We start from the raw sequence: 23483 nt of genomic DNA, 5'->3' as shown, positions 1-23483 counted from the left end.
TCGGCCGCTCCTTGTGCACCGCTTCGTCTGCCGGCCGCTGCCCGCACACCACTTCGTCTGCCGGCCGCTCACGCGCCCCATCCCGCCTGGCAGCCGCCCACGCGGTCGCGCACGATCGTCTCGGCCCAGCCGGAGGCCGCGTACGCCGCCACCGGGTCGCGGTCGGCACCCAGCTCCTCCCGCAGATCGGCCAGCAGCGGCCGAACATCCGTGTTGTAGGCGTCCATCAGCACCGCGTTGGCGCCCAGTACGTCACCGGACCGCTGCGCCTCGCTCAGCGCCTCCTGGTCGACCAGCAGCGCCTTGGCGGTGGCCTCCTGGACGTTGAGCACCGAGCGGATGATGGCGGGGATCTTGGGTTCGATGTTGTGGCACTGGTCGAGCATGAAGGCGAGCTGCGGATCGCTCCGGGAGCTCTCCGGTGTGCCGGGCAGTCCGCCGCCGGCGCGTACTTCGTACATGATGCGGAAGAGCTGGAAGGGGTCGGCGGCGCCCACCATCAGATCGTCGTCCGCGTAGAAGCGCGAGTTGAAGTCGAACGCGCCCAGCTTTCCCTCGTTCAGCAGGAAAGCGACGATGAACTCGATGTTGGTGCCGGGGGCGTGGTGGCCGGTGTCGACGCACACCCGGGCCTTGGGGCCCAGCTTGAGGCAGTGCGCGTACGAGGTGCCCCAGTCGGGCACGTCGGTGGCGTAGAAGGCGGGCTCGAACAGCTTGTACTCCAGCACCAGCCGCTGTTCGGGCCCCAGCCGCTCGTAGACAGCGCGCAGCGCCTCCGCCAGCCGCTCCTGGCGGGCCCGCAGGTCGTCCTGGCCCGGGTAGTTGATGCCGTCGGAGAACCACAGCTTCAGATCGCGAGAGCCGGTCGCGTCCATGATGTCGACGCACTCCAGCAGGTGGTCCAGCGCCTTGCGCCGTACCGCAGGGTCCGGGTTGGTGACGGAGCCGAGCTTGTAGGCGTCCTCCTGGAAGACGTTCGCGTTGATCGCGCCCAGCCGTACTCCGCGCTCCTCGGCGTACGCGGCCAGCGCGGCGTAGTCGTCGGTGCGGTCCCAGGGGATGTGCAGCGCCACCTGGGGTGCCACACCGGTGTGCTGGTGCACGCGCGCCGCGTCCTGGAGCTTCTCCTGGACCGTACGCGGAACCCCGGGCTGGCTGAACACCTTGAAGCGCGTACCGGAGTTCCCGTACGCCCACGATGCCGTCTCGATCCGCTGGGCGCGCAGGGCGGATTTCACGCGCGCGAGGTTCTGCTCGGGCATACGGCTCCTCGAGTGGGCGCGGGGTTCGGGCAACTGCCGAGCACCTGGCGTCCGCCGCGTACGTGTGCCTGGAGAAGGCCGTACGGGCTAAAAACGATTCATTACTCGGCGTGGGGAACCTAGAGGTCCTCGCCGTGGATGGTCAATATCCTTGCAGCCATGGAGTTTTAGCGGTTCCCTGCCCCCTTGACCCGCCTGGTGGTTGGGGCTAGCTTCCCGTCCACTGCTCGGTGGGATTGAATCAATTCACCGCTGAGCGCCGCCGATTCCCGTGTTCTGAGCCGCCGTCGGTTCTCTTGCTGATCACCCGGAGGAGAAGCATGAGCAGCACCGCACCGGCCGGCGCCGACCGAGCGCCGGTTCTCGCGCTGAGGGAGGTGAGCAAGTCCTTCGGCAGCGTGCGCGCACTGCGCGGCGTCGATCTGGAGCTGTATCCCGGTCAGACGCACGCCCTCGCGGGAGAGAACGGTGCGGGCAAGTCCACACTGATCAAGATCCTTGCCGGTGTGCACGCCCCCGACAGCGGCACCGTACTGCTCGACGGCTCTCCAGCCGCCTTCCAGGGCCCCGCCGACGCACGGGACGCGGGTATCGCGGTCATCTACCAGGAGCCGACCCTCTTCGGCGACCTGTCCATCGCCGAGAACATCTTCATGGGCCGCCAGCCCCGCCGCTCCCTGGGCCGGGTCGACCACGCCACCGTCCGCGAGGCGACGGCGGCGCTGCTGGACCGGCTCGGCGTGGACCTGCACCCCGATCGCGCCGCACGCGGACTGTCCATCGCCGACCAGCAGATCGTCGAGATCGCCAAGGCGCTCTCCTTCGAAGCGCGCGTCCTCATCATGGACGAGCCGACGGCGGCGCTCACCGGAAGCGAGACAGCGCGACTCTTCTCCGTCGTCGAGACGCTGCGTGCCGAGGGCGCCGCCGTACTGTTCATCTCGCACCGGCTGAGCGAGATCTTCGAACTGTGCCAGCGGGTCACCACCCTGCGCGACGGACAGCTGGTGGCCTCCGAACCGCTGGCCGGACTGACCGAGGACGACCTGGTCCGCCGCATGGTCGGCCGCGAACTGGGCGAGCTCTATCCCAAGCAGCACACCAGCACCGGAGAAGTCGCACTCACCGTGCACCGGCTGACCCGCGAAGGCGTCTTCCGCAACGTCTCCTTCGAGGTGCACAAAGGGGAGATCGTCGCGCTGGCCGGACTGGTGGGCGCGGGCCGCAGCGAGGTCGCCCAGGCCGTCTTCGGCGTCGACCGCCCCGACGCGGGCGAGGTACGGGTCGCCGGGAAGGCGCTGCGCGCCGGCTCGCCCACAGCCGCCATGAGCGCCGGAATCGCCCTGGTGCCCGAGGACCGCAGACAGCGCGGCCTGGTCATGGAAGCCTCCATCGAGCGCAATATCGGTCTCACCGGCCTCGGAAGCCTCGGCCGCGGCGGACTCGTGCGCCGTGCCGCCGAGCGAGCCCGCGCGGGCGACTGGGGGCTGAAACTGCGGCTGAAGTACGACCGCCTCTCGGACTCCGTGAGTGTGCTCTCCGGCGGCAACCAGCAGAAGGTCGTCCTCGCCAAGTGGCTGGCCACCGAGCCGGCGGTGCTCATCGTCGACGAGCCCACCCGTGGCATCGACGTGGGCACCAAGGCGGAAGTACACCGCCTGCTGACCTCACTGGCCGCCGGAGGACTCGCCATTCTGATGATCTCCTCCGACCTGCCCGAAGTCCTCGGCATGGCCGACCGCGTGCTCGTCATGCACGAGGGCCGTCTCGTCTCCGAGATACCCCGCGACCGTGCCGACGAGGAGACGGTGATGGCCGCGGCGACCGGGCGCGTCCGGCCGGACGGTTCGACCGCACGCGCCCGGCCGGAGTGCTCGACCAGGTCCCTCCAGCCGGAGGGACCACCCAGGGCGGATTCCAGAACCCCGCACGGTCCGCGAGGAGGCGCCGCGTGAGCACCACTCTGCCGTCCCCCGCCGGCACCCGGACCGAGCCCGGGCGCACCGGCCGCTCCACCGCCGAGACGGTGCTGCGCATACGCGAGTACAGCATCGGCGGCGCGCTCCTTGTGCTCATCCTGGTCACCTGGCTGGTCAACCCGGCCTTCCTGGACGAGCAGGGGGTCAAGGACCTGCTGCTCAACTCCTCCATCCTCGTGCTGCTCGCCACCGGCCAGTCAGTCGTCGTCCTCACCCGCAACATCGACCTGTCCGTCGGTTCGGTCGTCGGGCTGACCGCGTTCGCCTGCGGCTCGTTCGTCTCCGGCACCGACCACGGTCCGCTCACCCTCGTCCTGCTCGGCATCGCGCTGGGAGCCTGCTGCGGGCTCGTCAGCGGCGCCCTGGTCACCTTCGGCAGGGTGCCGGCGCTGGTGGTCACCCTCGGCATGCTGTACGTCATCCAGGGCGTCGACCACGCCTGGGCGCACGGGGAGCAGATCAACGCCGCGACCGTGCCCGAGGACATCCTCACCCTGGGCAGCGGCAGCGCTCTGGGCATCCCCTACCTGCCGCTGATCTCCGCGCTGGTCCTCGCGGCCACGGGCTACTACCTGCGGGCCTACCGCAGCGGCAGGGAGCTGTACGCCATCGGCTCCAACCCGGAGGCCGCCCGGCTGGCTGGTATCCCCATCCGCCGCAGGGTGCTGGGCGCCTACGCCTTCTCCGGAGCCGTCGCCGGATTCGCCGGAGCGCTGTGGCTGGCCCGCTTCGGCACCGTCGTCGCCGACGCGGCCAACGGATGGGAGCTGACCGTGGTCAGCGCGGTCGTCGTCGGCGGAGTCGCCATCACCGGGGGAGTGGGCACCGTGTGGGGCGCCGCACTTGGAGCGCTGCTGCTGACCACCATCGGCAGCGCCCTGGTCGTGCTGAAAGTCAGCTCCTTCTGGGAGCAGGCCATCACCGGTGCGCTGCTGCTCGCCGCCATCAGCACCGACCGTGTGGTGCGCGGCCGCAGCACCCGTGCGCTCAGGAAGAGGAGAAGGCAGTGAACGCACCACCGGTCAGCCCGGCGGACGGGCCCGACCCCGTCGGAGACCACCGTGACGTACGCCGCGACGCCCGCCGGGACGCCGGCAGGGGGCCTGGCCGCTTCGTGCGCTGGGACGCGGCTGTCGGCGCGCTGCTCGTCGCCGCCTTCCTGGTGGGCACCGGCACCACCGAGGGCTTCTCCGACGCCGCGAACCTGTCTGCGGCCCTCAACGACACCGCGGAGATCGCCCTGCTGGCGCTGCCGATGACCCTGCTGGTGGTCGCGGGCCAGGTCGATCTGTCCGTCGCCTCCATGCTCGGCCTCTCCAGCGCGCTGGCGGGGGCGCTGTGGGACGCGGGGTGGGCCTTCGAGACGATCGTCCCGGTCTGCCTGGCGGTCGGACTGCTCGGCGGCCTGCTCAACGGCTGGCTCGTCACCCGTGTGGGGCTGCCCTCACTCGCCGTCACCATCGGCACTCTCACCCTCTACCGGGGGCTGGCCTCGGTCGTGCTGGGCAACAAGGCCGTCGCCGACTTCCCGGAGACCTATGCCAGGTGGGCGCGCAGCAGCGAGACGCTGCCGGGCACTTTCGTGCCGTACCCGCTGGCACTCTTCGCCGTGCTGGCCGTCCTCGCCGCCGTCGTGCTGCACTGCACCGGCTTCGGCCGCGCCCTGTTCGCCGTAGGAGCGCAGGAGGACGCCGCTTACTTCGCCGGGGTCCGGGTCAAGCGCATCAAACTGATCCTCTTCGCAGTCAGCGGCGTGGTGGCGTCCTTCGCCGGGATCGTCTACACCCTGCGCTACGGCAGCGCACGCGCCGACAACGGGCTCGGTCTGGAGCTCGCCGTCGTGGCCGCCGTGCTGCTGGGCGGCGTCGACTTCGACGGCGGAAAGGGCACCCTGGGCGGTGCGGTCGCGGGGGTGCTGCTCATCGGCGTTCTCGACAACCTTCTGACGCTCAACGACGTCTCGCACGAGATCCAAGTGATCGTCACCGGCGCCCTGCTGATCGTCTCCGTACTCACGCCCAGAGCCGTCTCGGTGCTCACCGCACGCGGACACCGCCGCACAGCGGTCGGCGGGAACCCCTGAAACGGCGGCCGATGAGCGGCCCCGTATGTCACACCACATGGGCCTCCGCGGCCCCCACGGCAGCTCCCCACCCCCCCTGAAGGCCAACCCGAAAGGCCAAGCTCATGCGATCCCACAACCGCCACCGCTCACGCCTCCTCCCCGTCACGGCGGCGGCCTGCGCCCTGACTGTCGCGCTCGCGGGCTGTTCGGGTACGACCAAGAGCGACGCGAAGGACGACGCCAAGGACAAGGCGCAGAACGCCAAGGCCGATCCGGACGCGCCGCTGAAGAAGAACCTGAAGATCGCCTTTCTGCCCAAGCAGATCAACAATCCGTATATGACGGTCGTCGACAAGGGAGGCATCAAGGCCGCCAAGGAGTTCGGCGGTGAGGGCAAGGAGGTGGGTCCGTCCGACGCCAAGGCCTCCTCCCAGGTCAGCTACATCAACACGCTCACACAGCAGCGGCAGGACGCCATCCTGCTCGCCGCGAACGACCCCAACGCGGTATGCGGGCCGCTGAAGACCGCCATGAAGCAGGACATCAAAATCGTCACCTACGACTCGGACGCGGGCAAGGAGTGCCGTCACCTGTTCATCAACCAGGCGTCCTCCGAGGACATCGGCCGCGGCCTGGTCAAGGACATGGCCGAACAGCTCGACTACAAGGGCGACATCGCGATCCTCTCGGCGACCCAGAACGCCACCAACCAGAACACCTGGATAAAGATCATGAAGGACGAGCTGAAGAAGCCCGAGTACAAGGGCATGAAGCTCGTCAAAACCGCCTACGGCGACGACGTCGACCAGAAGTCGTTCCAGGAGACCCAAGGGCTCCTCAAGGCGTACCCGGACCTGAAGGGCATCATCTCGCCCACCACGGTCGGCCTGGCAGCCGCGGCCCGCTACGTCAGCGGCTCCAAGTACAAGGGCAGGGTCACCCTCGGCGGACTGGGCACGCCCAACCAGATGCGCAAGTACATCAAGGACGGCACGATCGACCAGTTCTCCCTGTGGGACGCCTCCAAGCTCGGCTACCTCGGCGCCTATGCCGCCGCGGCCCTCTCCTCCGGGCAGATCACCGGCAAGGAGGGCGAAAAGTTCAAGGCGGGCAAGCTCGGGCAGTACACAGTCGGCAAGGACGGCGAAGTCGTCCTCGGCCCGCCCACGGTTTTCACCAGCAAGAACATCGACGACTTCGACTTCTGAGAGCCGTCCGGCCTCTGCGAAACTTGAGCCTGTACGACGTCGAACGTCGGTTCAACAGAGGCCGGGCGGCCGACAGGGAGGGGCTGAGCAGGGTGCGGCGGAAGCGGGGCGGGCGGCCGGAAGCCACTGGGGCGCACGGGTGAGCCGAACGGTCGGGATCAAGGAGGTCGCCCGCGCGGCCGGAGTCTCCGTCGGCACGGTCTCCAACGTCATCAACCGGCCCACCATGGTGGCCGAGGAGACCCGGCTGCGCGTGCAGTCCGCCATCGAACGGCTCGGCTATGTGCGCAGCGAGGCCGCCCGCCACCTGCGCGCCGGACGCAGCCGCATCATCGCCCTGCTGGTCCTCGACATGGCGAACCCGTTCTTCGTCGACGTCGCAGCGGGCGCGGAACGGGCAGCGCGTGCCGCGGGGCTGGGCGTCATGCTCTGCAACAGCGCACAGAGCCCCAGCGAAGAGGCCGACTATCTCGCCCTCTTCGCCGAACAGCGCGTCCGCGGCGTCCTGATCACTCCGACTGAGACAACGGGGGAGAACCTGACCGCCTTCCAGCGGCACGGCATCCCGTTCGTCTCCGTCGACCGGGTGGTGCCCAGCGCGGAAGGGTGCTCGGTCTCCGTGGACGACGTCGAGGGCGCCGGGCTCGCCGTACGCCATCTGCTGGAGAGCGGCCACCGCGACATCGCCTACGTCAGCGGTCCCATGCAGTTGAACCAGTGCCGCGACCGGTACACCGGCGCCGTCGAGGTCCTGCGCGCCTCCGGAAGCGGCGCACAGCTGCGGCACATCGAGGGCGCCCGGATGGACGTGGCGGCCGGCCGCGACGCGGGCGCCCGGCTGCTGGGTATGTCACCGCGCCCCACGGCCGTCTTCTGCGCCAACGACCTGATGGCCCTCGGCGTGCTGCAGGCCCTGTACGGGGCCGGTGTCGCGGTCCCCGAGGAAGTCGCCCTGGTCGGCTACGACGACATCGAGTTCGCCGCCGCCGCGGCCGTCCCCCTCACCTCCGTACGGCAGCCCGCCTACCGTATGGGCCGGGCGGCCGCCGACCTGCTCATCGAGGAGACCGGCGACGACGCGGCCCACCACGAGCACCAGCGCATCGTGCTCCAGCCCGAGCTCGTCGTCAGAGCCTCCACGCTGCCGTCGCGGGGCTGACGCGGGGCTGACGCGGGGCTGACGCGGGGCTGACGCGGGGCTGACGCGGGGCTGCCCCGGGTGTCCCGGGTGTCCCGGGCCGACGCGGTCTGACGTGGACCGAGGCGAGGGTCTGACGTGGACCGAGGGGTGGGACTGACGGGGACCGCCTGCGTGACGGGGACCGACCCGGGGGCAGACCGTCACGCGACGGCGGAAACCGCCGCCGCAGCCCGCCCCTCGTCCCTCGCCCATTTCTCCTCCCCCTCCCCGGCCGACTCCTCGTCCCCCGCCTGCCGGCCCGAGGCGGCCAGCAGTGCCCGTATGTCGCGGACGGCCGACCTCCCTGCCCGGTTGGCGCCGATCGTGCTGGCAGAGGGACCGTAGCCGACCAGATGGATCCGCGGGTCGCGGGCCGCTCGCGTACCCTCCAGCCGGATGCCGCCGCCCGGCTCGCGCAGCCGCAGCGGCGCCAGGTGGTCGGTGACCGGGCGGAAACCGGTGGCCCACACAATGGTGTCCGCCGGTGCCCGCCTGCCGTCGGCCCACTCGACACCGTCCTCGGGGAGCCGGGCGAACATCGGGTGCCGCTCCAGCACCCCGCTCTCCCTGGCGCGGCGCACCTCGTCGGTCATCGGCAGGCCCGTCACCGACACCACGCTGCGGGGCGGCAGTCCCTCGCGCACCCGCTCCTCGACCAGCGCCACTGCGGCCCGGCCCTCCTCCTGGCCGAAGGGGCCGGTACGGAAGAGCGGCGGCCGCCGCGTCACCCACAGCGTCTCCCGTGCGACCTCGGCGATCTCCATGAGGTGCTGCACCGCCGAGGTCCCGCCCCCGACGACGACCACCCGCTTTCCCATGAAGGCGTCCGACCCGGGGCCCGGGTACTGCGCCGTATGGAGCTGCCGACCGCGGAAGGACTCCTGACCCGGCACCCGGGGCCAGAACGGCCGGTCCCAGGTGCCCGTCGCATTGATCACGGACTGTGCCGTCCAGTCACCCTCCGAGGTCTGCACCAGCAGTCGGCCGCCCCAGCCCGCTTCCCGCACCTCGCGCACATGCACGGGCCGCCGCACCCGCAGGCCGAAGGCGCGTTCGTAGGCGGCGAAGTACTCCCCGATCACCTCCGCCGAAGGACGCTCCGGATCGGCGCCGGTCAGCTCCATACCGGGCAGCGCGTGCATCCCGTGGGCACGGCCGTACGTCAGCGTGGGCCACCGGAACTGCCACGCACCGCCCGGAGCGGGCGAATGATCCAGGACCACGAAGTCCACACCGGGCTCGAACCCGGACCGCCGCAGGTGGTACGCGCTGGAGAGCCCCGCCTGCCCGGCGCCGACGACCACGACCGCCACATTGTTCATGCCCGTACCAACCGTCGGGAGCCCGGGAACCTTCCCGTCCGGCCGTACGCCGGCACTTCCTGCCGGTGATCGCGGGACGTTCTTTGAGAGGATCGCCCCATGGCTGAGCGTTTCACCACACGCGAGATCGACGTCAGGACCGGCTCACGTGAGACGGTCCACGACGTGACCCGGGAGTGCGCCTCCTTCCTGCGGGACGTCGCCCAGGGCCGGGACGGTCTGCTGAACGTCTTCGCACCCCACGCCACCATGGGGGTGGCGCTCCTGGAGACCGGAGCGGGCAGCGACGAGGACCTGCTGTCCGCCCTCCAAGACCTGCTCCCGGCCGACGACCGCTGGCGCCACAAACACGGCAGCCCCGGCCACGGCCGCGACCACGTGCTCCCCGCCCTGGTACCACCACACGCCACCCTGCCCGTGATCGGCGGAGAACTGGCCCTGGGCACCTGGCAGTCCGTGTGCCTGGTGGACACCAATGGGGACAACCCGGAACGGAAGGTTCGGCTGAGTTTCCTGGGATGAGCCTGGACCGATCAAGATCGTCCTGGGTGTGCGCAGGCCGTGGGGGCCGGTCTTCGGCTCCCACGGCTTCCGTGGTCGATGTGTGCGCTATGGGGGTCTTACAACGGGCGCTACAGTCCAATGCTTACACCTCGATCTGCTCCTTTGCGGGCTGCGCCGTGCCGTCCGGACCGGCGGTGGTGGGGCGGTCGCGCATCAGGAGCACGGTGAGCAGTGCGCCCGCTGCGGCGATCGCGGCGGCGGTGAAGGCGGCGCTGAACCCGTCGGTGAGGGCCGGGAGGTCACCGAGCTTGCCCGCGCCCTGCGAGGTCGCCAGGGCGGTCAGTGGGGCGAGGCCGAGAGCCGGCCGACCTGGTAGGTGGTGTTGACGATGCCGGAGGCCAGGCCCGCCTGTTCCTGCGGGGCACCGGACATCGCGGTCATCATGGCCGGGATGCAGGGGGCGAGCGACTCGGGCCAGAGCCACGCCGTTGTTCAACCCCGAGGCATCGGGCCGGTGCGACCCGCGACGCGGTGCTGTGCAGCCTCTACGTCGAGCCCGATCGATGCGGCCTGAAGTGGACGGAGCCCACACCGGTCGGTGTCGACGGTCTGTTGGCTCACCTGATCGGCTACCTGAACCGCGACGACCTCGCCGATGACGCGCGGCTGCGGGCCGAGGCGGTGGTGCTGGACCTGTCGCGTCCCTTGCCGGCGCTGCCCATCGAGGTGCCGCACCCCACCGACGCAACGCGTATGGGCCGTGGACGAGGCGCTGTTGGCCGATCCCGCGGACCCGCGCGGCCTGGACGCCCACGCGCGGACGGTCGGTGTCAGCAGGCGCACGCTGACGCGTTATCGAGTCGCGCCGTGATGCGGAGCCATCGGGCCTCGGGAGGGGCGGGTGGCCTGTGATGCCCACCGTGACGCTCCGCAGCGTTTGACTGTAGGGCTCACGGATCGATCCCGATGGCCGTGGCACCCCGTTCGGCCAGCTCTGCTACGGCTCGTCCCGCGCCGCAGCCCACATCGACCACGGCCGTTCCAGGCTTGGTCGCGAGCAGCTCGTACGAGCGTGAGCGCAGTTCAGCGGCTCCGGGTAGGGCGTCCACCGCATCGAGCAGGGTGACCAGTTCTCGCGACGATTCTTCCGTCTTCGTTTCGTTGGACATGCCTGTCGGGCTGGGACAGTGCGCGTCGCCGTCATCCTGCGTGCCAAGGAAGCCGGGCTGTCCCTGGAAACCATTCGCTCCCTGGCCGTCACCGGGCCCGAGGCACGGCGAGACATCCTGCGCCGGGAGGCCGGAGCACTGCGCGCCAGTATCGCCGCTGCCCAATCCTCCTTGGAGCTCATTGAATGCGCCCTGGACTGCGACCATGAGGACTTCGCCCGTTGCCCCCGCTTCCGGCAGGTCCTTGCCGGGCTCATCGGTACCCACCTTCCGGCTCACTTCCCCGTCAGGCACAACGATCAGGGCGAAGCGGCTGCACGACTGCCACATCGCCTCAGCGCGGGTACGGCCACTCCCGCGATCAACGGGTTGAGCATGACGTCAGATTCGCCCCGAGGACGAGCCCGCGGTTGGCACCGCCACGGACGAGCAGAAGAATGGTCGCGGGCCCCTGCGGCCGGGAACGGGCAGTAGCGCAGTGCTCTGGCGTGCGCCGGTGCGGTGTCGTCGTAGGGGCGGGGCGATGACATCGGACAGGTCACCGACACGTCGTGTGCCGTAGCGGACGGCACGGAAAGGTCGCAGCCGCAGCTCGGTCGGCTCCGGCAGGGCTGATGTGAGCAAGGGGGAGCTTCTCGGGCAGGTTCAGCCCGGGGACGGGCGCCCTTCGACGTGGGCGCCCGTCCCCGGAACGAGGGGTGAGATCAGGCTGTCGCGGGCTCGGGTTCAGCCCCGAGGGCGTGGCCGGTCAGACGGCCGGTGCGCTGCAGCCCGTACAAGGCGGCGGCGCAGGCAAGGCCGAGTGTGCACAGGCAGATCCACGGCAGCGCCGGCACGCCCGCGGCGCGGGCGGCATCCAGCGAGGCGCCGGTGAGCAGGTTGCCGAGGGTGATGCCGATGCCGCAGATGGTGTTGTACAGCCCGTAGTGGGTGGCTACGAGCCGGTCACCGGAGAGCCGGACGATGGTGTCCATCTCGAAGGGGTAGGCGATCATCTGCCCCACCGCGAGCAACAGCGCGGCAAGCGACGGCGGCAGTGCCGCCAGCAGCCACAGCCCAGCACCACCGTCCGGTACGGGGATCACCATGGCGGCCAGCAGCGGCACGAAGGCCAGCCCCATGGCGGACAGCCCCAGCGACAGCGCGTGCCCCGGCTCCATGCGGGCCTTGCACCAGGCTGTGACCTTGGTCTGGCCGAGAATGGTGCTCAGACCGGAGACGGCGAAGAGCAGTGCGACCGCCGAGGTACCGAATTCCCCCTCGCCCGCAAGCCGCCGTACCTCCAACGGCAGGGCCAGGTAGACCTGGAAGGCGAGGACATAGGCGCCGATCATCGCGGCCGAGAACAGCAGGAAGGGCCGGTTGGCGAAGATGCCGCGCCACTGTGAGAGCACACTGGCCGCAGTGCTCTCCTGCTGGTCGTCGTCTCCCCGGCGGGCGGGCAGCGCACGGATCTGAACGATGCTGAGCACCGCGAAGATCGCTGCCGAGACCAGGCACGTGACGCGGAAGTCGACACCGGTCAGCACCATGCCGACGATCGGGCCGAGCAGAATCCCGGCCTGGTAGAAGATGTTGAACAGCGCGAACGCCTCGACGCGGCGCTCGCCCGAGTCCGCGGCCAGGTAGGCACGTACCGCCGGGTTGAACAGGGCTCCGGCCAGGCCGGTGGCCGCCGAGGCGGCGAGCAGGGCGGGCAGCGAGTCGACCAGGCCGAGCACGGCGAAGCCGACGGTGCGCAGCACACACCCGGCGACGATCAACGGCTTGTACCCGAACCGGTCGGCCAGCGCGCCGCCGAACAGGAACATGCCCTGCTGGCTGAAGTTGCGCACCCCCAGGACGAGGCCCACCAGCCATCCGGCCAGCCCGAGGGAGCCGGACAGGTGCTGCGCCAGGTACGGCATCAGCATGTAGAACCCGAGGTTGATGGTGAACTGATTCGCCATCAACAGCTGGACGCTGCCCGGGTAGGAACGGAACTGAGTCAGGTTGCCTTTCACCGGGCACCCTCCGTCGCGGGGCGGGCAGGAGAGGCGAGGGCGAGCGGGTCGATCACCTCGGTGCACCGCGTCCAGCGGGTGACTTCCTTCTCGTCCGGCCGGCCCACCACCTCGGGGGCGACGGCGGGTGGGGCCTCCATCAGGCCATGCCGGGCGCAGTACGCGTCGTCGTACACGGTCTCCAGATAGCGCTGCGGCCCGTCGGGGAAGATCGCCGCAATGCGTGTGTCAGCGGGCTGTGTACGGGCCAGCCAGCCGGCCACCAGGGACACGGCGCCCACACTCCATCCGCCGGTGGCGTAGTGCGAGGAGGCCATCTGCCGGCAGGTCCACACGGATTCGGCGGGGGAGACCCAGTGGACCTCGTTGAAGTGCTCATAGGCGACGTTGCGCGGATAGATGCTCGATCCCAGGCCGCGCATCAGCCGGGGACGGGCGGGCTGTCCGAAGATGGTCGAGCCGATGGTGTCCACGCCGACCAGCCGCAGTTGAGGGTAGAGCTGTCGCAGCACGCGGGAGACCCCGGCAGAGTGGCCGCCGGTGCCTACGCTGCATACGAGGATGTCGATGTGGCCGAGCTGCGAGGCGAGTTCCAGGGCCAGTGGAAGGTAGGCACTGGTGTTGTCGGGGTTGTTGTACTGGTCAGGGCACCAGGAACCGGGGTGCTCGGCCAGCAGTTCGGCGACCCGGTCACGGCGTGCCTGCTGCCAGCCGCCGGTCGGATGCGGCTCTGGGACGATGTCGACGCGGGCGCCGTAGGCGGTCAGCAACCGTGTCATCGACGGCTCCAGGCCCGGGTCGGTGACCAGGGTGACCGGGTGCCCGTGGACCAGACCCGCCAGGGCGAGCCCGAGCCCGAGGGTGCCGCTGGTGGACTCGATGATCCTCCCGCCCGGGAGCAACTCACCTCGAGCGCGGGCACGTTCGACCATGTGCAGTCCCGGGCGGTCCTTGATCCCTCCGGGGTTGAACCCCTCCAGCTTGGCCCAGAACCCGCGCCCGGAGGGGCACAGCGGCTCGGACACCCGCAGGACAGGGGTGTTCCCCACGAGCCCGCCCAGGGCGGAGCGCGGGGGAGTGACGGCAGTAGTTGTCAGTGACTGCATCTGTTTTCGACTCTCGTTCGATGAAGCGCAATGCGGGCAATGCGGGTTCATCTCGCGCGCCGCACCATGACGGGGCATGGGCGTCCCCCTTCAGGTACCGGCACGCGGCAGCCGCCGGCGGAAGCGGCTGCGTACGAGCGTCTAGATGCGCCACCGGCACACGACGGTGAGAAGACTTCGGCCCGAGCGTCGTCTCGGGCCTTTCGGCGTAGCGGGCCCGGTATCCGGCTGCCGTACGGCCACGAAGATGGCAGCGACGGCCAGCGCCACGATGGCGCCTGCGAGGAATGGCGGCTGTTCTGTGAGTTGGGCGACTCGGGAGCTCGTACTCAGCAAACAGTCGGCCGTGGGATGCGGCTCTTCGGGCTCTTGGGGTACTTCAGGGGCGGCTTCCATGGCTGAAGGTGCGGCAGCCGAGGATGCGGACTGGTGCGAGTGCCCGCCCCCGGCGTTGCCGTGCGCCCCAGCGCACATGAGGAAGGTCAGCAGCACAGTGCTGAGCAGCAGTGCACCAAGCCAGCGCGCCCACGAGGCGCGCTGCGAGGCCAAGCGGACAGGACAGAGGAACAGGGGACGGGCTGTCACGGACCCTCCGGTGGCTGCCGGGCCGTCCGCGGCGCGGGAGAATCGGCAGGCAGAGATCAGCAGGTGGCAGCCGGCGCAGGAAAACAATCGGGACCGAGGGCAACCGAGGGTGGCCCTCCGGGTCGCATCGCGCCGGGCAGGTAGCTTCCCCCGTCAGCACCCTCTGCAGCACCGACCACGGCGCGGGGTGTCTGACAGGAAGAACGGCTCTAAACCTGCTGAACCACCGAACATCTGGACGCGGACAGCCGGGCTACTCCGGGATCGGACTCCGAGCCGTCAGCCTTCCCCACCCCGCGAACGCACGTGGTATCCGCGCTCAGCGGCGTAAGACAGGGACTGTCCAGATCAGGCCCCTGCTGAGGCTTTGCGGAGACGCATTCCTCCCCCGCGTGGTGGGAGTGGCGCTCAGCCCCATCGTTCTCCGTCGCTACGGCGGACAGTGACGGGAGTGAGGCGTCGTGGTGAGCATCCGCAACCCGAGCAGAAGCAGCCAAACCAGGCGTTGTGTGACCTTCTGCGCTGTCGGCACTCAGCCCATGGGTAACCACGAGCGCGAACAGCAGCAGTGCCAGCCAGACCACAGGCCACGGACCCGCGGCAGTACGGGCCCGCAGTGCGGGGGCCGGCGACCAGGCTGCAATCACACCGTGATCCTAGCGGTTTGCCCGCCGTGCCGATTACCTCTACCGGAACAGTGGCGTAACACACGGTGGTTGCTCGGTAGCGGGAGCCCGACGCCTCAACGTCGTACCGGGGGAAGGCATTTGTGAGCGGCTGCCAGGCGACGCCTCGATGAACCCGCTGACCAGGGGAGTGCGGACGCCACTGGACGTGGCAACACGAGGGGTGGACCCCGACTACGCCGTTGGCGCGTGGCCCCGATCTTTCGGCTTTCGCGGTCCGACGCCTGCGGGATGGCAGGGGCGAGGCCAACGACTCCGAGGACCTGTACCGGGCACGTACCGCACTACCGCTGTGGCTGGCTGCGCCCGCGCTGCTCCCGCCGGAAGGAAGCCCGCAAACCCTGCGAGGACGATGTCCATGGCGCACGGCCTCGCCGCGCTGGATGTCGGCCCCCGCTGCCGACGGCTCAGCTTGAGCCAGTCGGGTGAGTGGTGGGCGTGGTATCGGCCCTTCGCCCGCACGGAGACCAACCCTGGGTCCAGCAAGCGCCCTGGCCCGCGGCGCGGTGCGAGGCCGACCGCGACGGGGCGGGCAGTCCAGCGCCTGGCGGCTTCGCCGGGGCGCCGTCGGGACTTCGGGGCCGGTCGGGACTCGGACCCGAGGCGAAGGATCCACGGTGCGAGCGACGGGAACGGGAGATGACGTGGCGGACAACAACCTGCATCCGGTGCTGCGGGTCGTATGGGCCATCGCCGGCGGGCTGCTGGTCGCAGTGGGCGTCGCCTTGCTCGTCCTCCCCGGGCCCGGATTGCTGCTGGTGTTCGCCGGCATGGTGCTGCTCGCCCGTGCCGTCCCTGCCCTGCACCGCCACTTGGAACCGGTGCGGTTCCGCGCCATGCAGGCCGCCGAGGAGAGCGTGTCGTCCAAGTGGCGGATCGCCGGATCGACGCTGGTCGGCCTCGGTTTGATCGGCGCCGGGGTCGCATGGGGACTGGTGCCGCGGTTGCCGTTCAGTGGCTGGAGCACCGGCGGCAGCCTGATCGTCTCCGGCGTCGTACTCTTCGTGCTCCTCGGCTGGAGCCACCGCCGACTGCAACGTCTGCGGGCGGCCCGCCAGTAGTCGGCTTTCCGCGCGTCCGGCTGCGATTGGCCGGAGAGCCTTGGTGGTTGGGTTCGCCGGAGCTCGACTTCCAGCTGCGACCCCCACGATGCGGAGGGTTCCGGTGGCAATCACTCTCAGTTCCCCCGCGAGGTGAAGGAAAAGCCTCCACATCGCTCTACTGTGGCAGTCGAAAGAGCGGGAACGGGTGGCGGGCGATCAGCCCGTTGCAGGGGCCCGGTGGAGCAGGAGGGGCGGTGCCGTGCGTTCGGATGCCAAGCGTAATCGGGAGCAGATTCTCGACGCCGCGCGGGAAATCTTTGTGAACGAAGGTCCGGACGCGCCACTGGAAACCGTTGCCCGGCGCGCCGGAGTGGGAATTGCCACGCTCTACCGTCGCTTTCCCAGCAGGGAAGAGCTGATTCGGGCGGTGGCCGCCGAGACAGTGGAGGCGCTCTACAGCGCCGTGCGCCGCGCGAGGGAGCAGGAGTCCGACCCTTTCGAGGCGCTGCGCCGCTTCATGCATGCCGCCGTCGAGATGAAGATCGGCGCGGTGCTGCCCTCCCTCTTCGGTCTTCCGGTGATGGAGCGGACCTTCCGGGAAGTGCGCGATCCCGCCCACCCGCTCGAAGAGTTGCTGGGAGAGTGCAAGGCGGCGGGAGCCCTGCGGCCCGACGCGGTGGCGGGCGACGTCATCTTCATGATCGTTCGGCTCACGAGGCCGTTGCCCGGGGGACGGTTCGCCGAGGATGTGCCGCTCGCGCACCGGCAGCTGGAGATCTACCTCGGCGGTCTGCGGGCGTCGCCCGGCCCGGCGCGGCGAAAACGGCTGCCCGGTCCGGTGATCGACGCCGCCTGGTTCAGACGTCTCCGCAGCCGCATGTTCGCGGGCCGGCCGCCCCGCGACAGCTGACCACTATGCGGGGATCGCTCTCCTTCTTCCGGGTTCCAGTTCCCCTCTCCTGATTCCTTCTCCCACTTCTCTTCAATGGCCTCCCGGCCTGAAGTGTGTCTGTTTCATTTCCTGAAAGGGGCTGTCATGTCTGAATTCACTCAGTCAGCAGAAAAAGAAAACCCCCGTCGGCGCTGGATCGGGCTGGTTTTCATCTGCCTCGCCCAATTGATGATCGTCCTCGACATCACGATCGTGAATATCGCTCTGCCGTCGGCGCAGCGGGACCTCGACGTCTCGAACGGCGACCGGCAGTGGATCATCACCGCCTATACGCTCGCATTCGGCAGCCTGCTGCTGCTCGGTGGCCGTATCGCCGACTTCACCGGCCGTAAGCGTGCCTTCCTCATCGGCCTGTTCGGCTTCGCGGGCGCCTCGGCGCTCGGCGGTGCGGCCGTCGGGTTCGGCATGCTGCTCGCGGCGAGGGCGCTGCAGGGCGCGTTCGCCGCCGTACTCGCGCCCGCGGCGCTGTCGCTGTTGTCCGTCAGCTTCACGGAGCGGAGCGAACGCGCCAAGGCCTTCGGTGTCTTCGGCGCCATTGCGGCCGGCGGCGGGGCCGTCGGTCTGGTGCTCGGCGGGCTGCTCACGGAGTACCTCGACTGGCGCTGGTGCCTGTACGTGAATGTGCCGATCGCCGTCATCGCCGCCGCAGGCTGGTACATACTGCCCAGGGACGTACGCGACGGAAACCGGCCGCGGCTGGACCTGCCCGGCGTGCTGTTCGCCGTCACCGGCCTGGTGGCACTCGTCTACGGATGCAGCGAGGCCGAATCCGACGGCTGGAGCTCCCGGCGGGTCCTCTTCCTGCTGACGCTCGGCGTGGTCCTGCTCACCGCCTTCGCGTTCGTCGAGCGCCGGGTGGCCAAGCCGCTGCTGCCGCCGCGGGTGGTCAGCGACCGCACCCGGGCAGGCGCCTATCTCGCGGTTGCCCTGGCGGTGGTCGGCATGTTCGGGATGTTCCTGTTCCTGACGTACTACCTGCAGGCAGTCAAGGACTACTCGGCACTGCTGACCGGAGTGGCGTTCCTGCCTCTGACCGCCGGAGTTCTGGTCGCCGCCGGAGGTGTCGCCTCGCGACTGCTTCCCCGGGTGGCACCCAGGGCGCTGGTCGTCCCGGGGCTGCTGCTCGCGGCCTGCGGCACGGCCTGGCTGACCACCCTGGAAGCCGACACCTCCTACGCGGCCGGTGTCCTGCCAGGCGAGCTCCTTGTCGGGTTCGGCATGGGGCTGGTGATGGCGACGTCGATGAACTACGCCACCCATGGAGTCGGCGAACAGGACGCGGGCATCGCCTCGGCGACCGTCAACACCTCGCAGCAGATCGGCGCCTCCATCGGCACCGCCCTGCTCAACACCGTCGCGACGGACGCGACAAAGGACTACCTCTCCGGCCGCCGCCCCACCCCCGCTCTCCTCAAGGAGGGACTCACCGACGGTTTCGCCACCGCGTACGTCGTGGCCACCGCGATCCTGCTCGGCGCGGCCGTCCTGGTCGGCGCCCTGATGAACGCCCGTCGGCCGCAGCGGGTCGCGGACCCTGCCGAGGCCACGCACGCGGCCCCGCACCTCGGCTGAGCCGCAGCGGTCAAACCGCCGTTGTCACCCGCTCGCCGCCTCTCTCACAGCCCCTCCCTCGTCACTCCCGTCATCGTTCAGAGGAGAGCACCATGCCCGACACTTCTCCGGCGGTTGGTGCGCCAGACGTAGGGCAGGGGCGGATCCCCTCACCAGCCGCTCAGCCAGTCGCCCAGAACGGTGAAGTCCGCGTCGGTCAGTCCGACACGGGGGTCGACACTGTGGAGCAGGGCACGCTCGCCGTGACAGGCGGCCACCCAGGCTCGGTCTCTGTCGGTGATCTCATCATCGACCCAGGCGAACGCCCGTCCCGCTGCCCAGGCGGAGAGCGTGCGCGTCTTCCAGTGCAATCCCGCGCGCACATCGCGCTCCTCCTCCTCGGACGGCTCCGGCCAGTCCACCATGGGCAGCGCTGGCAGGCCGAGCCGTGGCGCGACGCACTCGTTCGCGTCGGCCATCCATGTGGTCGCCCAGACCAGCTCGCACGGGAGCGCCGCCAGCTTGCGTCCGTGCTCGGGGTCGAGTCTGTCGAGAAGCGGGTTCTGCCCCGGAGCCGACGATTCGCGCTCGCTCTGGAATGCCGGAGCCGGACCTGCACCCGGGCTGCCGGCGGGTGTCGGCGCACCGAACGGGATGAGCGGTCCATCGATGTCGAGGAAGAGAACGGGACGCTCCGCGGAACCAGTCACGGCCGCAACATAGCGAGCCAACAACGGCACCGAGAACTCCCGCCCACTACGACAACGGAGTTGACCATCCGCGCCGCGTCGGCGCCGGAGAAACGGCAGTTGAGGTGGGCGGCGGACATGACCGGCGCGCTGTTACGGCAAACGTCGCAGCGGCGGCCGCGGCAACAGACGGCGGCGGGCAGCGCAGGCACATGGGGGCAGGGGCGGCATGCTCGATCCAATTTCGCTGGGGGCCGTCAAAGCAGCGCTGTGCACGATCGGGACCGGGACGGGCAACGAAGCGGGGAAGCGGGCCTGGGAGTCGGCGGAGGTCGAACAGTGAGCGCCGAAAGGGGTCACAGGCCGGCCCGCAGGCCGGTGATCCAGTCGTGCACCTTCTGGGCGTCGAACTCGCGCTGTCCGCCGGGAAACAACAGGTCCGCACCGGTGCACGCCGGGTCCGTGGCGTGGGCCGGTACGTAGGGGACGGCGACGCAGCGCATGCCGGCGCGTCGGGCCGCTTCCGCGCCGGGCGGGGCGTCCTCGATGACGACGCAGTCGGCGGGGGAGACGCCGAGCCTGCTGGCCGCTTCGAGGAAGACGTCCGGCTCGGGCTTGCCCTGGGGCACCTCCTCCGCCGACACTCTGAGCGGCAGCAGTTCATCCAGGCTGGTCGCACCGAGTACGGCGTCGATGGCGGCGCGTGAGGAACCGGAGGCGACGGCCAGCGGGTGTCCGGCCGCGTGGAGACGTTCGACCAGTTTGCGCATCTGGGGGAATACCTCTGTGCCGGAGCGTGCTAGCTCCAGATAGAGACGGTTCTTCTCCGCCAGGAGCGTCTCCACGGGCGCTGTGAGGCCGTGCTCACGGCGGAGCGTCTCAAGGGTCTCCCGGGTGCCGATCCCGATGAACCGCGAATGGTCCTCCCAGGTGAAGCCGGGCACGCCGTGCGCGGTCAGCAGGCGCCTGCCCGCCTCGTAGTAGTGCGGCTCGCTGTCGACGAGGGTGCCGTCGAGGTCGAAGACGACCGCGGGACCGGCGGGAGCACTGATCATGCGCTCCAGCATGCCAAACGCGTGCGATTTGGCCGCAGGTGGGAAGGGGTGCTTTCCTCTTCGTACCAGCATGTGGACACGTGGCCGCCCAGGTCAGCCCGGATTGGAGGGGTTTTGGAGAAGTCGCTTCGGAAGCCCGGGGGAAGGACCCCAGCACATCTCCTCCGTCGCACCGTCGCGACACTCGGTCCAGAACGCACCCTCAGAGCACGCATTTCGTCACGTGCTGTCATCGGCATCGGACTCGCCGTCACGGTGTGTGTGCTCGTCGGCCTTCCGCTGCAGGCCTGTGTCGCGGGCGGGCTGGTGGCGCTGCTCGCCCTGTTCACGGTGGCCGACCCCACGGTGCGGGGGCAGGCCGGCACCACGGCCCTGCTGCCGCTCGCCGGATTCCCCGTACTGGCGCTGGCCGCCTTTCTGCACGAGCTGCCGCTCGCCCGGGACGCCGCCTTCCTGGCGGTCGTCTTCGCCGGGGTCTACGCCCGGCGTTGGGGACCGCGCGGCAACGCGGTCGGCATCTTCGCGTTCATGGAGTTCTTCGCCGCGCAGTTCCTGCGCACGGTCCCCGACCAGCTGCCGGAGATCTTCGCGGCCGGCCTCCTGGCCCTCTTCGCCGCCGCGCTCACCCGGTTCGTGCTGTGGCCCATCGAGCGGGGTGCGCGGCCGCAGCCCGCGATCGCGCCGATCGGTGGCCGGGGGCTGAGCCGTCCCACCACCCGGCAGGCCTTCCAGGCGCTGTTCGCCTGCGGTTTCGCACTGGCTGCGGGGCAGGCGCTCTCCCTGGACCGCTGGTACTGGGCAGTCGGCGCGGCGTGGTGGATCTTCGTGAACACCGCCTCGCGGGGTGAGACTCTCGTCCGCGGCTTCCGCCGGGTGCTCGGCACCGTCACCGGCCTCGCCGCGGGGCTGCTCGTCGCGGTGCCCACGGACGGTGCTGTCGCGCCCACGCTCGCGGTCGTCGCCTGCTGTGTCTTCGGGATCTTCTACACGGCACCGCTGTCCTACTCCTGGATGATGTTCTTCGTCACGCTGATGGTCGGCATGCTCTACGGCCTGCTCGGCGTGCTCCACCCGGGCCTGCTCGGCCTGCGGCTGGAGGAGACGGCTGTGGGCGCCCTGGGCGCTGCGCTCGCCGTCGCGCTGGTTCTCCCCGTCACCACGCACGCCGCGACCGAGGTGTGGATACGGCGGGCGGTGCACTGCGTCCACGAGTGCGCCCTGGACGCCGCGCGTCGTCTCGCGGGTGCGGCCGAGGACGAGGGCGGGGACGGTCCGGGGCCCAGGATCGCCGAGCTGGAGCTGCTTCTGGGGCGCGTACGGCTGTCGGTCGCGCCTCTCGTCCACCCACTCAGCCCGCTGCGCGCCCGTAAGGCCAGGGCACGCCAGGTGCTGGCGCTGCTGGACGACTGCGCCCGGCAGGTCCGTGGCCTGGCCGAGGCCGCCGCCGACCCGGCCGCCTCGCACGACGCGCGGCTGACGGCGGCCTGTGAGCGCGTCGAAGCCGCCGTGCGTCGCCTGGCGGCCCCGGGGCCGGCCCCGGGTGGTGCGGCGCCGAGCGCGCTCGCTCCGGCCGCTGCCGCCGCCCGTGCGGCTGTCGAGCCGTCGGCGCCGGGTGACCGCGCCCTGGAGCACCTGCACGCCCTGGAGGACGCCCTCCATCAGCTCGCCACCCCGCTGCACACGCCTCCGAGGGCGACCGTCTGAGGACGAGTCCTGCGGATCTCGTCCCGGTGACGGGGTGCCCCTGGGGGGCGGGCGGCCGTCAGCCGCGAGTCTCAGCCGTCAGCCGTCAGCCGTGAGTCGTGGTCCAGACCAACTGCCTGTTCCCTGCTACCGTCGTGCCCCCGCACGGAGGGGCGAAGGGAGCGGCACGATGGCTGACGGAACGGAACGGCAGCCGCGCGCTTACATCGGATCGTTCACCTCCGCTGGAGGGCGAGGGATCACCACGGCGGAGCTCGACGCCGACACTGGCGCACTCACCGCGCTGCACCACTCCGAAGGCGCCGTCACGAACCCTTCGTTCCTGGCCCTGTCGCCGGGAGGCGGCGTCCTCTACGCCGTCAGCGAGACCGACCAGGGCGCAGCAGCGGCCTTCTTTCTCGACGGACCCGCACGGACCGGACCCGACGGCCCCGTAGCGCTCGGGCAGACCGTTTCCGTGGCCGGTGCCGGGCCCACCCACCTCGCCGTGGCCGGGCGTCGGCTCTACACCGCCAACTACACCTCGGGCAGCGTCACCGCGCTCCCGCTCCGCGCCGACGGAAGCCTGGGCACCCGCGCGCAGACCCACCAGCACCACGGCCGGGGACCGGTGGCCGAGCGGCAGGATGGACCTCATGCGCACGCCGTGGTCCCGGATCCGTCCGGACAGTGGCTGCTCTGCACCGACCTGGGAACCGACTCGGTGTGGATCTACGACCTGCGGGCACCGGAGGCCGGGCTGCGGCTGCACCGGGAGGTCCCGCTGCGTGCCGGAACCGGCCCCCGGCACTTGGCTTTCCCGGCCGACAGCCGGGAACGCAGGGACGCCGCCCGGGCCTATGTCGTCCATGTCGTCAACGAGCTCGAATCGACCGTGACGACCTGCCGCTGGCACCCCGGCCACGGGGAACTCGAACCGCTGGGCGAGACCTTCCTTCTGCCCCCGGAACGCGCGGCAGTCGAGAACTATCCCTCCGCGCCGGCACTGTCGCCGGACGGCCGGTTCGCCTGGGTCGCCAATCGGGGCGACGACAGCGTGACCGTTCTCGACCTGACCTCGGGGGAACTCCCGGAGCTGGTCACCACCGTGCCCTGCGGCGGTCACTGGCCTCGCGACCTGGCTGCACACCCGACGGGACGGTGGCTCTACGCGGCCAACGAGCGCTCGGGCGACGTCACCTGGTTCGAGGTCGACCCGGTCACCGGAACCCCGGCCCTGACCGGCTCCCTGACGGCTCCAGCCGCCTCCTGCGTGGTCTTCGCGTAGCGGGTCGCCGGGTCAGCCGAGCCGCGCAACCGGGCGCCGGAAACGCGCCCTTGCCGATCCCGCGACGATGCTGCTCCGGGATGCCGCTCCGGTCGGCCGTCCCGCAGCCGGTCCGGGGCTGTCCCGCAGTCGGTCCGGCCTGGCGCCCACCGG

19 protein-coding genes and 2 pseudogenes are annotated in these 23483 nt (G+C 70.3%); 13 read left to right on the top strand and 8 right to left on the bottom strand.

Annotation, left to right across the window (positions count from 1 at the left end; all coding sequences use genetic code 11):
* Positions 1-68: 68 nt before the first annotated feature.
* Positions 69-1262 (bottom strand): L-rhamnose isomerase, encoded by a 1194-nt coding sequence (rhaI, locus tag HC362_RS02870; protein ID WP_243082190.1) that lies wholly within the window; start codon positions 1260-1262, stop codon positions 69-71.
* A 320-nt stretch (positions 1263-1582) separates the two neighbouring features.
* On the opposite strand from rhaI, the gene HC362_RS02865 reads away from it, so the two are divergent.
* From HC362_RS02865 to HC362_RS02845, 5 genes are all read left to right on the top strand, one after another.
* Positions 1583-3217: a sugar ABC transporter ATP-binding protein gene (locus HC362_RS02865; RefSeq protein ID WP_243082189.1), complete on the top strand. Its 1635-nt coding sequence runs from the start codon at positions 1583-1585 to the stop codon at positions 3215-3217.
* A gap of 8 nt (positions 3218-3225) precedes the next feature.
* Positions 3226-4251, top strand: coding sequence for an ABC transporter permease (locus HC362_RS02860; protein ID WP_243088328.1), 1026 nt, complete (start codon positions 3226-3228; stop codon positions 4249-4251).
* A gap of 104 nt (positions 4252-4355) precedes the next feature.
* Positions 4356-5324 carry an ABC transporter permease gene (locus tag HC362_RS02855; protein WP_243088327.1) on the top strand — a complete coding sequence of 323 codons (969 nt, stop codon included), beginning with the start codon at positions 4356-4358 and terminating at the stop codon, positions 5322-5324.
* 104 nt (positions 5325-5428) lie between these two features.
* Positions 5429-6514: a rhamnose ABC transporter substrate-binding protein gene (rhaS, locus tag HC362_RS02850; protein WP_243082188.1), complete on the top strand. Its 1086-nt coding sequence runs from the start codon at positions 5429-5431 to the stop codon at positions 6512-6514.
* A 139-nt stretch (positions 6515-6653) separates the two neighbouring features.
* Entirely contained in the window at positions 6654-7673 is a 1020-nt protein-coding gene (locus tag HC362_RS02845) for a LacI family DNA-binding transcriptional regulator (protein ID WP_243082187.1), read from the top strand.
* Between the two features lie 182 nt (positions 7674-7855).
* On the opposite strand, the gene HC362_RS02840 is transcribed toward HC362_RS02845, so the two are convergent.
* Positions 7856-9016: an NAD(P)-binding domain-containing protein gene (locus tag HC362_RS02840; protein ID WP_243082186.1), complete on the bottom strand. Its 1161-nt coding sequence runs from the start codon at positions 9014-9016 to the stop codon at positions 7856-7858.
* Positions 9017-9115: 99 nt separating this feature from the next.
* Between HC362_RS02840 and HC362_RS02835 the strand changes: the two genes are divergently transcribed.
* On the top strand, positions 9116-9538 hold the full coding sequence (locus HC362_RS02835; protein ID WP_243082185.1) for a secondary thiamine-phosphate synthase enzyme YjbQ: 423 nt from the start codon (positions 9116-9118) through the stop codon (positions 9536-9538).
* Positions 9539-9662: 124 nt separating this feature from the next.
* Here HC362_RS02835 and HC362_RS02830 read toward each other — a convergent pair.
* Positions 9663-9973, bottom strand: a pseudogene (locus HC362_RS02830) (MFS transporter); the annotation flags it as partial.
* A 51-nt stretch (positions 9974-10024) separates the two neighbouring features.
* Between HC362_RS02830 and HC362_RS02825 the strand changes: the two are divergent.
* Positions 10025-10373: pseudogene (locus tag HC362_RS02825) on the top strand (AraC family transcriptional regulator); the annotation flags it as partial.
* A 97-nt stretch (positions 10374-10470) separates the two neighbouring features.
* Here the strand turns inward: HC362_RS02825 and HC362_RS02820 are convergent.
* Positions 10471-10689 carry a hypothetical protein gene (locus HC362_RS02820; RefSeq protein WP_347568411.1) on the bottom strand — a complete coding sequence of 73 codons (219 nt, stop codon included), beginning with the start codon at positions 10687-10689 and terminating at the stop codon, positions 10471-10473.
* Between the two features lie 18 nt (positions 10690-10707).
* Between HC362_RS02820 and HC362_RS02815 the strand changes: the two genes are divergently transcribed.
* Positions 10708-11163, top strand: coding sequence for a MerR family DNA-binding protein (locus HC362_RS02815; RefSeq protein ID WP_243082184.1), 456 nt, complete (start codon positions 10708-10710; stop codon positions 11161-11163).
* A 230-nt stretch (positions 11164-11393) separates the two neighbouring features.
* Here the strand turns inward: HC362_RS02815 and HC362_RS02810 are convergent, their stop codons facing one another.
* Complete coding sequence (locus HC362_RS02810) at positions 11394-12692, bottom strand: MFS transporter (protein WP_243082183.1); 1299 nt, start codon at positions 12690-12692, stop codon at positions 11394-11396.
* On the bottom strand, positions 12689-13798 hold the full coding sequence (locus HC362_RS02805; protein ID WP_243082182.1) for a PLP-dependent cysteine synthase family protein: 1110 nt from the start codon (positions 13796-13798) through the stop codon (positions 12689-12691). Before HC362_RS02805 ends, HC362_RS02810 begins: the two co-directional genes overlap by 4 nt.
* A gap of 1915 nt (positions 13799-15713) precedes the next feature.
* On the opposite strand from HC362_RS02805, the gene HC362_RS02800 reads away from it, so the two are divergent.
* The 3 genes from HC362_RS02800 to HC362_RS02790 all read left to right on the top strand — a co-directional run bounded on the left by HC362_RS02800 (position 15714) and on the right by HC362_RS02790 (position 18636).
* A complete protein-coding gene (locus tag HC362_RS02800; RefSeq protein WP_243082181.1) occupies positions 15714-16130 on the top strand; it encodes a PGPGW domain-containing protein in 417 nt (138 codons plus the stop codon).
* Between the two features lie 241 nt (positions 16131-16371).
* Positions 16372-17022, top strand: a complete 651-nt coding sequence (locus HC362_RS02795; protein WP_243082180.1) for a TetR/AcrR family transcriptional regulator — start codon at positions 16372-16374, stop codon at positions 17020-17022.
* 126 nt (positions 17023-17148) lie between these two features.
* Positions 17149-18636, top strand: coding sequence for an MFS transporter (locus tag HC362_RS02790; protein WP_243082179.1), 1488 nt, complete (start codon positions 17149-17151; stop codon positions 18634-18636).
* A gap of 149 nt (positions 18637-18785) precedes the next feature.
* On the opposite strand, the gene HC362_RS02785 is transcribed toward HC362_RS02790, so the two are convergent.
* Positions 18786-19325: an HAD domain-containing protein gene (locus HC362_RS02785; protein ID WP_243082178.1), complete on the bottom strand. Its 540-nt coding sequence runs from the start codon at positions 19323-19325 to the stop codon at positions 18786-18788.
* Between the two features lie 335 nt (positions 19326-19660).
* Positions 19661-20359 carry an HAD family phosphatase gene (locus tag HC362_RS02780; protein ID WP_243082177.1) on the bottom strand — a complete coding sequence of 233 codons (699 nt, stop codon included), beginning with the start codon at positions 20357-20359 and terminating at the stop codon, positions 19661-19663.
* A gap of 114 nt (positions 20360-20473) precedes the next feature.
* Here HC362_RS02780 and HC362_RS02775 point away from each other — a divergent pair, with 114 nt between their 5' ends.
* Both HC362_RS02775 and HC362_RS02770 read left to right on the top strand, forming a co-directional pair.
* On the top strand, positions 20474-22063 hold the full coding sequence (locus tag HC362_RS02775; RefSeq protein ID WP_243082176.1) for an FUSC family protein: 1590 nt from the start codon (positions 20474-20476) through the stop codon (positions 22061-22063).
* Between the two features lie 169 nt (positions 22064-22232).
* Entirely contained in the window at positions 22233-23330 is a 1098-nt protein-coding gene (locus tag HC362_RS02770; RefSeq protein ID WP_243082175.1) for a lactonase family protein, read from the top strand.
* Positions 23331-23483 lie beyond the last annotated feature (153 nt).

Source organism: Streptomyces sp. 891-h, assembly GCF_022760275.1.
In the GTDB taxonomy this organism is placed as follows: domain Bacteria; phylum Actinomycetota; class Actinomycetes; order Streptomycetales; family Streptomycetaceae; genus Streptomyces; species Streptomyces spirodelae.
Note: the sequence above shows the minus strand (reverse complement) of the source record. Positions and strands in the feature narration are given on the sequence as shown.

Excerpts from the sequence above, each read along its gene's own strand:
- HC362_RS02770 (WP_243082175.1), top strand. The coding sequence starts at position 22,233 with ATGGCTGACGGAACGGAACGGCAGCCGCGCGCTTACATCGGATCGTTC.
- rhaS (WP_243082188.1), top strand. The coding sequence starts at position 5,429 with ATGCGATCCCACAACCGCCACCGCTCACGCCTCCTCCCCGTCACGGCG.
- HC362_RS02865 (WP_243082189.1), top strand. The coding sequence starts at position 1,583 with ATGAGCAGCACCGCACCGGCCGGCGCCGACCGAGCGCCGGTTCTCGCG.
- HC362_RS02790 (WP_243082179.1), top strand. The coding sequence starts at position 17,149 with ATGTCTGAATTCACTCAGTCAGCAGAAAAAGAAAACCCCCGTCGGCGC.
- rhaI (WP_243082190.1), bottom strand. The coding sequence starts at position 1,262 with ATGCCCGAGCAGAACCTCGCGCGCGTGAAATCCGCCCTGCGCGCCCAG.
- HC362_RS02820 (WP_347568411.1), bottom strand. The coding sequence starts at position 10,689 with ATGTCCAACGAAACGAAGACGGAAGAATCGTCGCGAGAACTGGTCACC.
- HC362_RS02805 (WP_243082182.1), bottom strand. The coding sequence starts at position 13,798 with ATGCAGTCACTGACAACTACTGCCGTCACTCCCCCGCGCTCCGCCCTG.
- HC362_RS02835 (WP_243082185.1), top strand. The coding sequence starts at position 9,116 with ATGGCTGAGCGTTTCACCACACGCGAGATCGACGTCAGGACCGGCTCA.
- HC362_RS02840 (WP_243082186.1), bottom strand. The coding sequence starts at position 9,016 with ATGAACAATGTGGCGGTCGTGGTCGTCGGCGCCGGGCAGGCGGGGCTC.
- HC362_RS02780 (WP_243082177.1), bottom strand. The coding sequence starts at position 20,359 with ATGATCAGTGCTCCCGCCGGTCCCGCGGTCGTCTTCGACCTCGACGGC.